Origin of the sequence: Paraburkholderia sabiae, from assembly GCF_030412785.1 — a bacterium.
GTDB classification, from domain to species: domain Bacteria; phylum Pseudomonadota; class Gammaproteobacteria; order Burkholderiales; family Burkholderiaceae; genus Paraburkholderia; species Paraburkholderia sabiae.
The window spans coordinates 3,851,457-3,864,957 of sequence record NZ_CP125295.1 but is presented as its reverse complement, the minus strand read 5'-3'; the positions used below and the strand labels follow the sequence as shown (position 1 = coordinate 3,864,957).

At 63.2% G+C, this 13,501-nt stretch carries 10 protein-coding genes; 2 read left to right on the top strand and 8 right to left on the bottom strand.

Annotated features, from left to right (window positions below; genetic code table 11):
* The gene (locus QEN71_RS17390; protein WP_201648206.1) at nt 1–1,455 is read left to right on the top strand and encodes an efflux transporter outer membrane subunit; all 1,455 of its coding nucleotides are present in this window, start codon (nt 1–3) and stop codon (nt 1,453–1,455) included.
* A 54-nt stretch (nt 1,456–1,509) separates the two neighbouring features.
* Here the strand turns inward: QEN71_RS17390 and QEN71_RS17385 are convergent, their stop codons facing one another.
* The 6 genes from QEN71_RS17385 to QEN71_RS17360 form a co-directional block, all read right to left on the bottom strand.
* On the bottom strand, nt 1,510–1,761 hold the full coding sequence (locus QEN71_RS17385) for a GlsB/YeaQ/YmgE family stress response membrane protein (RefSeq protein WP_201648208.1): 252 nt from the start codon (nt 1,759–1,761) through the stop codon (nt 1,510–1,512).
* Between the two features lie 65 nt (nt 1,762–1,826).
* The gene (locus tag QEN71_RS17380) at nt 1,827–2,402 is read right to left on the bottom strand and encodes a GNAT family N-acetyltransferase (protein WP_201648210.1); all 576 of its coding nucleotides are present in this window, start codon (nt 2,400–2,402) and stop codon (nt 1,827–1,829) included.
* 121 nt (nt 2,403–2,523) lie between these two features.
* Complete coding sequence (locus QEN71_RS17375; protein ID WP_201648212.1) at nt 2,524–3,363, bottom strand: ABC transporter permease; 840 nt, start codon at nt 3,361–3,363, stop codon at nt 2,524–2,526.
* 10 nt (nt 3,364–3,373) lie between these two features.
* Complete coding sequence (locus QEN71_RS17370; RefSeq protein ID WP_201648214.1) at nt 3,374–4,645, bottom strand: ABC transporter permease; 1,272 nt, start codon at nt 4,643–4,645, stop codon at nt 3,374–3,376.
* A 106-nt stretch (nt 4,646–4,751) separates the two neighbouring features.
* Nucleotides 4,752–5,804, bottom strand: coding sequence for an ABC transporter substrate-binding protein (locus tag QEN71_RS17365; protein ID WP_201648216.1), 1,053 nt, complete (start codon nt 5,802–5,804; stop codon nt 4,752–4,754).
* 58 nt (nt 5,805–5,862) lie between these two features.
* A complete protein-coding gene (locus QEN71_RS17360) occupies nt 5,863–6,954 on the bottom strand; it encodes an ABC transporter ATP-binding protein (RefSeq protein ID WP_201648218.1) in 1,092 nt (363 codons plus the stop codon).
* Nucleotides 6,955–7,137: 183 nt separating this feature from the next.
* Between QEN71_RS17360 and pdxR the strand changes: the two genes are divergently transcribed.
* Entirely contained in the window at nt 7,138–8,715 is a 1,578-nt protein-coding gene (gene pdxR / locus QEN71_RS17355) for a MocR-like pyridoxine biosynthesis transcription factor PdxR (protein ID WP_201648220.1), read from the top strand.
* A 28-nt stretch (nt 8,716–8,743) separates the two neighbouring features.
* Here pdxR and QEN71_RS17350 read toward each other — a convergent pair whose 3' ends face one another.
* Nucleotides 8,744–9,343, bottom strand: coding sequence for a septal ring lytic transglycosylase RlpA family protein (locus tag QEN71_RS17350; protein ID WP_201648222.1), 600 nt, complete (start codon nt 9,341–9,343; stop codon nt 8,744–8,746).
* 236 nt (nt 9,344–9,579) lie between these two features.
* The gene (locus QEN71_RS17345; RefSeq protein ID WP_201648224.1) at nt 9,580–13,386 is read right to left on the bottom strand and encodes a DUF748 domain-containing protein; all 3,807 of its coding nucleotides are present in this window, start codon (nt 13,384–13,386) and stop codon (nt 9,580–9,582) included.
* Nucleotides 13,387–13,501: the final 115 nt, after the last annotated feature.

Below are 13,501 nucleotides of genomic sequence, written 5' to 3'. Positions count from 1 at the left end.
ATGAAACGCTATGCGCCGTTGTTTGCACTCGCGCTGTGCGGCTGCGCCGTCGGCCCCGACTTTCAAGCGCCCGCCGCGCCCGATGCCTCGTCGTACACGCGCGAAACTCTGCCCACTTCGACGCAGGCCGCGGGCGCCGCGCAAACGCTCGTCGCCGCGGACCATGCGCTGCCGATGTGGTGGACGCAGTTTCAGTCGGACGCGCTGACCCGTCTCGTCGATACAGCGCTGCAACACAGCCCGACGCTCGATGAAGCACGCGCGAAACTCGTCGAGGCGCGCGAGAACTACATCGCGCAAGCGGGCGCGACCGAGTTTCCCGCTATCGATGCCAAGCTGTCCGGCACGCGACAAAAGGTCGATCCTGCGGCGTTCGGCATTCCGAACGTGCCGAACACGGGGCCGTTCACGTTGTTCAATGCATCGGTGAGCGTGTCGTATGCGCTCGACGTGTTCGGCGGCAACCGGCGCGCGCTCGAAGCGCTGCTCGCGCAAACCGACTATCAGACTTATGAACTCGACGCCGCGCGGTTGACGTTGGCGGGCAATGTCGTATCGACGGCGATCCGGCGTGCGTCGCTGCAACAGCAACTCACGCTGACGCAGCAACTCGCCGATGCGCAGGCGCGGCAACTGGCGATCGTCGAAGGACGTTACGCAGCGGGCGGCGTCGCGCAACTCGATGTGCGCACGCAGCGCACGTTGGTCGCGCAGACGCGCGCACAGATTCCGCCGCTCGCGACGCAACTCGCGCAAGCCGATCATCAGCTCGCGATTCTGCTGGGCGTCGCGCCGTCGCAAGCGGATTTCGACGACGTCACGCTCGATACGCTGCATCTGCCCGACACGGTGCCCGTGACGCTGCCGTCGACGCTCGCTCGCGAACGGCCCGACATTCGCGCGTCGGAAGCGCTGCTCCATCAGGCGAGCGCGAATGTCGGCGTCGCGACGGCGAATCTTTATCCGCAGTTCATTGTGTCGGCGGGAATCGGTTCGGAGCGCACGAGGATCGAGGATGTCGTGAATGGATTGAATGTCTGGAATATCGGCCTGAATCTGACGCAGCCGATCTTTCATGGCGGCGAATTGCACGCGAAGAAGCGCGCTGCCGAGGCGGCCTATGATGCCGCTTTCGCATCGTATCGGCAGACGGTGCTGCAGGCGCTTCAGCAGGTCGCTGATACGCTGCATGCATTGAACAACGACGCGCACGCATTGGAGGCGCGCGACGAAGCGGACAGCGAAGCGCAAGCGAGTGTGAAGATCGCACAGGCGCAATATGCGGCGGGCGGCGTCAGTCAGTTCGGTTTGATCGATACGCAACGCCAGGCGTTGCAGACGGCGCTCGACAGGACGCGCGCACAGGCCGATCGGCTAGCGGATACAGCGGCGCTGTTTCAGGCGCTGGGTGGGATGACGCCGGCTGGGTCGGCGGATCGGACTGCGGGGCGTTGACCTTCAATGCATGAAAAAACCCGGCCGGAGCCGGGTTCGTTTTGAGCGCCGCTGTTATCCGCGCCGGAAGAGCCGGATCACGAACAGCAGGATTACCGCGCCGATCACCGCCGTAATGATCGAGCCGATAAAGCCGCTGCCAAGCGAGATATGCAGCGCGCCCGACAGCCAGCCGCCGATGAACGCGCCCGCAATGCCGACCACGATGTCGATGATGACGCCGAAGCCGCTGCCTGCAACCAGCACGCTCGCGAGCCAGCCCGCGATGCAGCCGATGATCAGCCATGCAATGATTCCGTGTTCCATGGTTTTCAGATTTCCAACGTGAGTTATGGGAACGGTAGTTTTAACGCACTGCTCGACGACGAATGTCAACGTTTGTCATACGCAGGCGGGTGCGCAAGCCAGGCGGCAAACGAAGCGCCTTCCTCGTGATCCAGATACAGCACCATGTGCTCTTCATCGAAGTACCGGCCGTTCACGCACATCGCGCGTCGCTCGACGCCATAGCCCGAAAAGCCGCTCGTCACATAGAGCCGCCGCGCACGATGGTTTTCGGTATTGACGCGAAGATGTACCTGCTGAAGGTGCATGCGCCTCGCGTGCATCAACGCGGCCCCGAGCAATTCGCGCGCGACGCCCACGTTCCGGTACAGCGGATGCACGAACACGCCCCACAGCACGCCCTTGTGCCGCAGTTGCGTAAAGGGTTCCCGCTTGAGACCGGCGATGCCCACCAGCATGTGCAGATCGAATACGCCAAATACGATCTGTTCCGGCGTCTCGGCGATTTGCGCGGCAATCGCGTCGAGCGGCCGCGCAGTTTCTTCTTCTAATGTCGGCCAGACGCTGGACGGAGAATCGTCGATAGCCTTGCGACGCAACTCCGAAAAAGCGGCAACGTCGGTTTTGGTCAACGGGCGAAGTGTCAGAGCTTCACACAGCATGCTTCGTGCTTCCAGAAAATTTCCTGTAGCGAGCTATACAGGAACTCTCAGGTCAACCAACGAAGCTCTGACAACTTATGACAAATGTGCGCAAGCGGCGCACCAAAGCAAGCGAATCTGCCTACGCCGCCACCGCCCGCGCCGCATTCCTCCCCCGCAGCCATTCCAGCGCAAGCAACAGACAAGTCGAGAACACAATCAAGATCGTCGCCAGAGCAGCAATCGTCGGACTGATATTTTCACGAATGCCTGTGAACATCTGCCGAGGCAACGTCGTCTGATCGGCGCCCGCGAGGAATAAAGTGACGACCACTTCATCGAACGAAGTCGCAAACGCGAACAGCGCGCCCGAAATCACGCCCGGCGCAATCACCGGCAACGTAATGCTGAAGAACGTTTTAACGGGGCTCGCGCCGAGCGACAAACTCGCGCGAACCAGGTTGTAGTTGAACCCCTGCAAAGTCGCCGCAACCGTCGTCACGACGAACGGCACGCCCAGCGACGCATGCGCCATGATCAGCCCGATATACGTATTCGCGAGCCCCAGCGGCGCAAAGAACAGATACATACCGACGCCGACCACAACGACGGGCACGATCATCGGCGAAATCAGGATCGCCATCAGAAGCGCCTTGCCCTTGAAATTCGCCTTCGTGAGACCGATCGCCGCGAGCGTGCCGAGCACGGTAGCCAGCACCGTCGCCGACGGCGCGACGATAAAGCTGTTCTTTGCCGCCATCCGCCATTCGTCGGAGGCGATCAGGTTCTGATACCAGCGCATCGACCAGCCCGGAATCGGATAAACCAAAAACGTACTCGACGAGAACGACAGCGGCACGATCGCGAGCACAGGCAGGATCAGATACAGCAACGTCAGCACCGCGAGCCCGCGCAGCGTGAAGTACCAGATGCGTTCGATCGTCGACGTGTGCGGCGCGAACATCGGTTTGGCCATTTTCATCGCGCGCTCCTCAACCCAGGCTCACGTTCGAACGCGTGAAGCGTCCGTAGATCACATACAGCACGAGCGTCGCGGCGAGCAGCAGGCCGCCGAGCGCACACGCCATGCCCCAGTTGATCGTCACGTTGGTGAAGTACGCGACGTAGTAGCTGACCATCTGATCGTTCGGGCCGCCGAGCAGCGCGGGCGTGATGTAGTAACCAATCGCCAGAATGAACACCAGCAGCGCGCCCGCGCCGATGCCCGGATACGTCTGCGGCACATACACGCGCCAGAACGCGGCGAACGGATGCGAGCCGAGCGAAATCGCCGCACGCTGATAACTCGGCGGAATCGACTTCATCACGCTATACAGCGGCAAAATCATGAACGGCAAAAGGATGTGCGTCATCGAGATATAAACGCCGACGCGATTGAACAGCAGCGCAAACGGATCGTGAATCAACCCCGCGCCGATCAGCGCCTTGTTCACGAGCCCTTCGCTCTGCAAGATCACGATCCATGCAGCGACACGCACGAGAATCGAAGTCCAGAACGGAATCAGCACGAGGATCATCACGAGATTCGCGCGCCGTTCGTTCAGCGTCGAAATCCAGTACGCCAGCGGATAACCCAGCAACAGCGCGAACACCGTCACCGCAAAACCGATCACGAACGTGCGGCTGAACACAGCGAGATAGATCTGCTGCTCGGGATCGGTCGGAATGATGTGGCCGAACGCGTCCTGCTTGTGATCGAGCGAAGCAAGCAGATAGAACGGCGAATACGCGCTGCCGTTCTTCGCAATCGCCTGCCAGTACTTTGCGTCGCCCCAACGTTCGTCGACTTCGAGAATCTTCGCCTTCACCTGCGCGGGCGGCAGCGCATGGCCCGCGTCGTCGTTGAGCGGCATCGCGCGCGCCGTCTTCGCGACCAGCGAGCGATAACCCGGAATTTCCGTATTCAGACGCCGTGCGAGCGCGCCCATCGCTTCACCGTCCGCGACCGCGGTGAGATCGGTCGCGAGCGCGGCGTACGCGGCATCCGTCGGCGCCGACTTGCGATCCCAGTCGCGCAACGCCGTCACCGTATGCGGCAAAGCGGTCGCGATTTCAGGGTTCTGCACCGCGCGCGTCAGCAGCGCGCCGATCGGCACGACGAAAATCATCAGCAGAAAAATCGCGAGCGGCGCGATCAGCAGCAGCGCCACCGCGCGCTTCTTTGCTTCCGCTGCCTTCAGTTCGCGCTTGAGTTTACTGGTCGACTCGGGGGCCGGGTCGGCGGCGATCGTGATCGTCGTCACACTGTTCTCCTGCCTTTAATGCAAGCCAAGCATGCCGTTGCTCTGACAGCGACGATGCGGCTTCCTTCTGCAACGAGAGAAAGCCGCATCGTTCAACGCAAAACGCTTACTTCGACGCCCACGACGCGAAACGCTGCTCCAGTTCGTCGCCGTGATCGGTCCAGAACGTCAGGTTCTGCAGCACGGCGTTCTTGCCGTTCGCGGGCGAGTTCGGCAGATTGGCGAGCGTCTTCGCATCGAGCGACTTGATCGCCGACTCGTTCACCGGACCGTACGCAATGTGCTTCGCGTAGTCCTGCTGCGGCTTCGACGAAATCGTGTACGCGATGTACTTCTCGGCCAGCGCCTTGTTCGGCGTGCCCTTCGGCATTGCCCAGTAGTCGAGGTCGTAGATGCTGCCGTTCCACACCACTTTCAGGTTCTTGCCTTCCTTCTGCGCGGCATCGATACGGCCGTTATACGCCGTCGACATCACCACGTCGCCCGCAACCAGGAATTGCGGCGGCTGCGCGCCCGCTTCCCACCACTGGATATTCGGCTTCAGTTCGTCGAGCTTCTTGAACGCGCGGTCCTGGCCTTCCTTCGTGCCGAGTACCTTGTAGACGTCCTTCGGCGCGACGCCGTCGGCCATCAGCGCGAATTCCAGGTTGTAGCGCGCGCCCTTGCGCATGCCGCGCTTGCCCGGGAATTTCTTCGTGTCCCAGAAGTCGGCCCAGCTTGCCGGCGCCGTTTTCAGCTTGTCGGCGTTATATGCCATCGCCGTCGACCACACGAAGATGCCGACGCCGCACGTTTGCGGCGCTTCGGGAATCAGATCCGACTTCTTGCCGAGCTTCGACCAGTCGAGCTTTTCGTACAGGCCCTCGTCGCAGCCGCGGCCGAGGTCGCCCGATTCGACTTCGACGACGTCCCAGTTCACGTGCTTCGCTTCGACCATCGCCTTCACTTTGGCCTGCTCGCCGTTGTATTCGACGGCCGTCACCTTCGAGCCGCTGCTCGCTTCGAACGGCTGGTTGAATGCCGCCTTCTGCGCGTCGCCGTTCGCGCCGCCGAAGTTCACGACCGTCAGTTCCGCCGCGTTCGCCTGAGCAACGGCGCCGAGCGCGAGGACGAAAGCGCCGACAGCCACGGCACAGCGCGATTGCACGATCTTCTTCATGATGGTTCCTCTATGGTGTGATGGACTGCTTACGACGTTGACGTTGTTGTGTTTCTTCTTACGCGAACACGCGCAGATGCTCGGGCGCGAACTCCAGCGCGACGGGCACGCCCGGCGCGAAGCCATTGAGCACTTCCGTGCCGAGCGGCACCTTGACGAAGCACTCGTCCTGTTGCGGCAGACCGCAGCGCATGCGCACGTGATCGCCGAAATAGATGAGACCACGCGCTTCGCCCGCCAGCGCGTTCGCGCCCGGCTTCGACGCGCCCGCCGCGAGCTTCATGCGCTCCGGACGGATGCACGCGATGCCTTCCGCGCCCGCCTGTGCGCCACCGATATTGCGCCCGACCAGCCGCGTGCCGTCGATCAGGTGAAACTCGCAGTAGTCGCCGTCGACATTGGCGACGGTGCCGCGCAGCCGGTTGCTGTCGCCGATGAAGTTCGCGACGAACTCGTTGCACGGCGATTCGTAGAGGCTGTCGACGGTATCGAGCTGCTGCACGATGCCTTTGTCGAACACGGCGACTCGATCCGACATGGTCAGCGCCTCGCCCTGATCGTGCGTGACGTACACGAAAGTCACGCCGAGCTTTTCGTGCAGCGACTTGAGTTCGTATTGCATGTGCTCGCGCAACTGCTTGTCGAGTGCGCCGAGCGGCTCGTCCATCAGAACGAGCTTGGGTTCGAACACGAGCGCGCGCGCCAGCGCGATACGCTGCTGCTGGCCGCCCGACAGCTGCGCGGGATAGCGCTTCGCGAAGCCTTCCATGCGCACCATCTTGAGCGCGTTATTGACCTTGTGCGCGCGTTCATCGGCGGGAAGCTTGCGTACGGTCAGCGGATACGCGACGTTCTGCTCGACGGTGAGATGGGGAAACAGCGCGTAGTTCTGGAACACCATGCCGATGTTGCGCTTGTGCGGCGGCACGTTGTTGAGCAGCTGGTCATCGAGCCAGATCTCGCCGCCCGTCGGAAACTCGAATCCCGCGAGCATCATCAGGCAGGTCGTCTTGCCGGAGCCGGACGGCCCGAGCAGCGTGAGGAACTCGCCTTGATAGATGTCGAGATCGAGTTGCTTGACGACGAGCGTCTCGCCGTCATAGGTCTTGCGCACACCCCGAAAGCTGACGATTACGTCTTCGGTTTTCATGTGTCGGTCTCCTCTACACCTGAGTTTGCGCCTCGGCGCTCACGGGTCGCATGCAAGGCAACTACGGGTTTCTACCCACATTTGGTTCCACCCGTTTTGAAGAATCGCATTGATTGCGTGATCCACTATAGCCCGTTACGGTTCTACAATAGGGAACCATTTCATAATTCCGGATAGAACCACTTGGACACCGTCATCCTGTCGGACTGGCTTGCCGCGCGGCTCGACCGGACGGCTGCCGAACCCGTCTACCGGCAAGTGCTCGAACTGATGCAGCAGGCCATCCTGACGGGCCAGCTGCTGCCCGGCGCGAAGCTGCCCAGCTCGCGCGTGCTGGCGTCGGACCTCGGCATCGCGCGCAATACGGTGCTGCACGTGTACGACCAGCTCACGGCCGAAGGCTATGTGATCTCGACGACGGGCAGCGGCACCTACGTCGCCGACACGCGGCCGGACACGACCGCCGTCAACGCGCGCAAGGTGCCACCGGCGGCGAGTGGCTCCATCGGCGCGTCCGGCGTGGCCGGTACGATTGCCACGGCCGGCGTCGCGCAATCCGCTGCGCCCGCGCAAGGCGGCCTGTCGACGCGCGGCGCGCGGCTCATCCGGCAGGCGGGCGTGTCGGCCAAACAGTGGGGCGCGTTCATGCCCGGCGTGCCGGATGTCGCCGAGTTTCCGGCGCGCACTTGGAGCCGCCTGCAAGCCAAGCTGTGGAAGGAAGCGAACCCCGATCTGCTGACTTACGCGCCGGGCGGCGGCTATCGTCCGTTGCGGCGCGCGTTGTCGGACTATCTGCGCGTAGCCCGTTCGGTGAAGTGCACGCCGGACCAGATCATCATCACGACGGGCATTCATCAGTCGATCGATCTCGCCGTGCGTCTTCTGACGGACGTCGGCGATCGCGCGTGGGTCGAGGAGCCGTGCTATTGGGGCGCGCGCAGCGTGCTGCAATCGTCGGGGCTGACGCTCGCGCCCGTGCCCGTCGATGAAGAAGGTCTGAATCCGCGCGAATCCGATTTGCAGTCGCCGCCGCGTATCGCGCTCGTCACGCCGTCGCATCAATATCCGCTCGGCATGGTGATGAGCCTCGCGCGCCGCCGCACGCTGCTCGAATACGCGCGCCAGCACGGCGTGTGGATCATCGAAGACGACTACGACAGCGAATTCCGCTACGGCAGCCGGCCGCTCGCGTCGCTGCAAGGACTCGACGACGCGGGCCAGGTGATCTACGTGGGCAGTCTGGGGAAGATGCTGTTTCCCGGTTTGCGGATCGGCTACATGATCGCGCCGGAGCATCTGGTCGATACGTTTCGCACGGGCGTCGCCGAGCTGTATCGCGAAGGACAGCTGATGCAGCAAGCCGTGCTGACCGAGTTCATCATGGACGGCTATCTGACGTCGCACGTGCGGCGCATGCGGGCGCTGTACGGCGAGCGCCGCCAGATTCTGATCGACGCGATCACATCGCGTTTCGGCGACACGCTGCCTGTCATGGGCGACGAAGCGGGTCTGCATCTGGTGCTCGGCCTGCCCGACGATGCGAATGACCGCGAGGTCACCGCTGCTTCCTACGATGCCGGCGTGATCGTGCGTCCGCTCGCGTCGTACTACAACAGCGAAACGCCCGAACGGCGCGGCTTGCTGCTCGGCTATGCGTGTGTGCCGAACGAGCGCATCGGCCCGGCATTCGACACGCTCGCCGGCGTGATCGAACGGACTGCGTTGAAGAAATCGACGGCCATGCCGACGCGCGCCGCCTGACGCTGCAAAACGAGCGTCAGCCGTGCGATTAGCCGTGCGTCGTCAGTTGCATCTGACGATGCGCGATGCGCTCCACCTGCGGCTTGTCGACGCGCTCGATCGCCACCTTCGTCACGCCCGCGCGATGCATGCCGAGCGCCGACGCCGCCAGATACGACAGGTCGATCACGCGACCGCGCGCGTACGGTCCACGGTCGTTGATCCGCACCACCACCGATTTCGAATTTGCCAGCGACGTCACGCGCACATATGAGCCGAGCGGCAACGTGCGATGCGCGGCCGTCATCGCGTACATGTCGTAGTGCTCGCCGTTTGCGGTGCGGTGTCCGTGAAAACCGCGTCCATACCAGGACGCGAGTCCCAGTTGCCGGAAGCGCGACGCGTGCCCTTTCGCGCTCGCCGCATGCGCGACGTGCGCGGCGCGATTCGGCTGATGTCTGGCGTTGGCGTGTGAATCGGGATGCGGCTCGACCCGGACGCCGTGCTGCGCATGCTTCGCTCGCTGACGCGACCGGGGATCGGCGGACTTATGTTTCGCGGCAGCAGCAGCCGACGCAGGCAACGCACTCGCGAGCAGCAGAAACGATACGGAAGCGCCAAGCCGCAGCAGCAAGGGATTTTTCTTCAAGCGATAGCTCGTCTTCGGAACGCATAGCCAGGTGCTCTGGTTAGCCGGAATCGTTGCGCCGGGCGGCGCAAAGCTTGGCATCCTAAACGAACGTCGCGGCGATGCGTCGCCCGCACGTGCCCGATCCGTCATCCTTGACGATTGTTGACATGCGCGCGCCTGAACGCGGCAAACATGTGAAGAAGCGTGAGCGCGGCGCCGCATGTAGGGCGCCGCTTCCGCAGGCAAAGGGGGCGTTACTTCAAACCGAAATCTACCCGCGTCGTCGCGCCCTTGTCGCTGATACCCGACGCATCGAGCTTCGGCGCAACGATAAACACGCGCCCACTGTCGATCTTGCCTTCGAAGTATTGCTGCACCGCTTGCGCGCGGCGCTGCGCGAGATCGCGCAGGCTCGCGTCGTTGACGGGCGCGTGCTCGGCGAGCGCGGACTTCATCTCGTCGTCGGGCAGCGTCTTCGTCAGGCCGATGAAATTGCTCGGCTTCTTGAAGTCCGAATCCTTATAGACCTTGGTCAGATACTTGTCGTATTCCTTGTCGTCGACTTTGATCGTCATCGGATCGACGCTCTCGCCGTTGCCGACGGTGTCCTTGATCTTCTGCTGACGCACGAGCCGGTCGACATACGCGGTGCGCAGCGCCGGCGTATCGACGGCCGGATCGACGCGCCCGATGATGTCGAGGCGAATCGACGGCTTGTCGGAAAGCGCCTTGACGATCGTGTCGAGCTTCTTCTGCGACGCGTCGGACAACGCATACGAACCGGGATCGAACTCGACGTAGCCAAGTTCCTCGCCGTTGCCGCCGAACGCGTGCGCGAGCAGCGAGAACGGCGCCGTCACCGCCTTTTGCAGCAGATTCAGCACGGCATGCCAGATCAGCCCGCCGATGCTGAACTCCGGATTCGACAGCGAACCCGACACGGGAATGTCCACATCGATCTCGCCGCGCGAATTCTTCAGCAGCGAAATCGCGAGCTTCACGGGCAGCTTCGTCGCGGTGTCGTTGTCGACGTGATCGCCGAACGTCAGCTGGTCGATGAAGATGTGGTTGTTCGCCGTCAGCTGGTCGTTCGCAAGCTGATAGTGCAGATCGACGTTCAGCTTGCCCTTCGTGATCGGATAGCCCGCGTACTTCGCCGAGTACGGCGTCAGGTTGGTCAGTTCGATGCCGTGCGCCGTCGCCGTCAGATCGAGCGCCGGCTTCGCGATTAGCGGATTGACCGAACCGCGGATCGTGATCGGACCGTTCGCCGCGAGTTTCGCTGAGACATCGACGGGCGCCGACTGTTTCGACTCCGTGCCGAACGCGCCGACCGTGCCCTGAATCGCGACCAGGTTCGCCGTGTAGTTCGGCTTGATGAAGTTGTCGGTGTACGTGACGCGGCCGTTTTGCAGCACGAGTTGACCGAAGTGCAGACGCACGGGACTTTGCGGCGGCGTCGCTGCCGTCACAACCGCTGCGTTCGTAGTGGAAGTGCCAGACGCCGCGGATGCGGGCGCTGCCGCTTGCGCCTCGGATGCGGCCGGCGGGCTCAGCGGAATCGGCTCCCTGCCCTTGCCGCTCTTGTCGCGCGTCAACGACTGCGGCGCGCCCGATTCGTGCGCGACCACGTCCTTCAGATTCAGTTTGCCTTGCGCGTCGAGCAGCACACGGCCATAGAAGTTCGCGAACGTGACCTTGGCGGCGTCCACGTCGGTGCCGCGCTCGTCGTAATTCGCCTTGATGCCCGTCAGCGCCAGCGAGCGCCAGCCGGCAAACGGGTCTTGCGTGGCCTTGTCGATCATCCGCACGTCGACGAGCGCCGCGTCGCCGTGGTACGTCGCGCGCAAGCCCTTCGCCTTGTCGGCTTGCGCGAGCGTCACGTCGCCGCTCGCATTCAGCAGCGCGCTCGCGACGGTCGCGTTCAGCTGGCTGCCGAAGTACGGCTCGAACGCGGCCGCGTCGAGCCGGTTCGCGTCGATCTTCACGGCGAGCTTGAGCGGCGTCGCCGTCACGTCGCCCTTCACGCCGAGCGTGCCCTTGCCGTTCACGGTTGCCTGCAGATCGACGGGCAGCGCGCGGCTCAGGTCGTCAGTGATCTTCTGGACCTTGAGGTTCAGCGGCGTCACGGCGACCTTGACGGGGCGTGCGGTCGTGTTGTCGGTGAAAGTGGCCGCGCCGTTCTTCAGATTCAGTTCGCCGATGCTGTAATGCCACGCCGGACCTTCCTGCGTCGCCTTCTTCGCCGCGTGGATCACGGTGCGCTCGTGCGCTTCCTCGTGCGGCGGACCGGCGAGCGCGGCCAGATCGATCGTGCCGTCTTTCAGGCGCTGCGCATCGACCGACAGGCCCGTCACGTCGACACTGTCGAGTTCCGCCTTGCGCGCCGCCAGATCCACATGCTTGATGCTCGCCTTGCCGTCCGCAATTGCGATGGCAGGCTGCTTCGCGCCCGCCGCCGCCAGCTTCAGCGATTGCAGATCGAGCTGGCTTTCGCCGATCTGCAGATCGACGGGATCTTTCGACCAGTTCGCGCTCAGGTTCGACTGCATGCTGAGCTTACCGTCGAGCACCTTCGCCGCCGTCACCGTGTCGAGATACGGCTGCATGATGGGCAGTTGCGCCGACTTCAGATCGATCTTCGCGTCGGCCGTTTTCGCGGCGAGCGTCAGGTTGCCCGTCACGCCGAGCGCGCTTTGCGGCTGGTTCTTGACGTTCGTGTTGAGCGTGTAGCGCGCGGGCGTCTTGCCGAGCGTCGTGAAGTCGTCGAGCGTGACGGCCAGGTTGTTGAGCCCTGCCGACACCGGACGCGACGCCGCTTCGTCCTGCACTTCGACCACACCGTTCGACAGCGCGAAATGCTTGATCTGCAGATCGAGCGGCGGCGGCGCGGCCTGTTCTGCCTTGGCCTTCGCAGCATCCGAAGCCGCCGCGCCGGACGCCGCAGCGGGCGCGCTCGCCGCCTGCGGCTGACTCGCAGCCGGAGCGGCGGGCGCGGGCGCGAACGTGCGCTGCACGCTCAGCACGCCGCTCTTGTCGCGCGCGAGATGCACGGTCGGCGAGTCGAGGCGGATGTCGTCGAAACGATAAACGCTCTTCAGCGGTTCCAGCGTCTGCGCTGCCACATGCAGCGAACGCGCGGCGAAGAACGGCGCCTTGTGCTCGTCGAGCACGTCGACGTCGGCGAGATCCGTCGTGCCCGTGATGCGCAGCGTCGGCGCGTCGTCGGTCATCACGAAGGTCACCTTCAGATCGCTCGACAGCTTGCCTGCCTGCACCGTGACGGGCAGCTTCGACGGCGAGTACGACAGCAGCCTGGGCACGTCGAGCCCGTCGAAACGCAGCGACACTTCCGATTCGCGCGACTTCGAGAACGGCTTCGTGCGCCCGTCGATGGCGAGCGGACTGCCGTCGATGCGCGCGCGCAGCAGCGGTTCGACGAAGATGTCTGTCTTGGACGGCAGCGTGGCGATGAACGGAATGCCGAGCCGCCATTGATCGATGGTATGCGTGACGCCGAGCAGACGGTCGTCGAACGTGACCTTGCCGTTCTCGAGGCGAATGTTCGACACCGAGAACTGCGCGGGCTTGCTGTCGGGCTTCGACGGCTGCTTCGAGAACTTTTCGATCAGGTCGGTGAAATTGAAACGCTGCGCGTCGTAACGGACGATCGTGAAACGCGGCGAATCGATATGCACTTCATCGACGACAGGCGCGAGCCGGAAAATCGAACTCCACGACGTGCGCACCACCAGCCGTTCGATATCGACGAAATCGCCTTTACCGCCGCGCTCGCCGATATGCACGTGGTCCGCTTCGAAATTGAGCGTGTACGGATTGAGCGAGATCCGGCCGATGCTCGCGGGCCGGTCAAGTTGCTGGCTCAGCTGCTGCTCGGCGATGTGACGGATCAGCGGCGGCGCCGCGAAGAAACCAAGCAGGCCGAATACGACCAGCACGGCAAACAGGATGAGAACGATGCGTCTTGCGCGCCGTCCTTGCGCAACCTGGCGGACGGTCTGAAAGGAGGATGCGAGTGTTGCTTTGGTGGGGCTTGCCATGCTCGGTCGCGGGTAGGGCGGCGCAAAGCTCGCCGCTGTGACGAAGATCCAGCTTGCCGGAAGTATACGTCTTGAACTTCCGGCAAACCATCAAATGTCATGGGAATGACGACCG

Coding starts and splice junctions, on each gene's coding strand:
- QEN71_RS17380 (WP_201648210.1), bottom strand. CDS start 2,402: ATGCTGTGTGAAGCTCTGACACTTCGCCCGTTGACCAAAACCGACGTT.
- QEN71_RS17385 (WP_201648208.1), bottom strand. CDS start 1,761: ATGGAACACGGAATCATTGCATGGCTGATCATCGGCTGCATCGCGGGC.
- QEN71_RS17375 (WP_201648212.1), bottom strand. CDS start 3,363: ATGAAAATGGCCAAACCGATGTTCGCGCCGCACACGTCGACGATCGAA.
- QEN71_RS17390 (WP_201648206.1), top strand. CDS start 1: ATGAAACGCTATGCGCCGTTGTTTGCACTCGCGCTGTGCGGCTGCGCC.
- QEN71_RS17360 (WP_201648218.1), bottom strand. CDS start 6,954: ATGAAAACCGAAGACGTAATCGTCAGCTTTCGGGGTGTGCGCAAGACC.
- QEN71_RS17345 (WP_201648224.1), bottom strand. CDS start 13,386: ATGGCAAGCCCCACCAAAGCAACACTCGCATCCTCCTTTCAGACCGTC.
- QEN71_RS17365 (WP_201648216.1), bottom strand. CDS start 5,804: ATGAAGAAGATCGTGCAATCGCGCTGTGCCGTGGCTGTCGGCGCTTTC.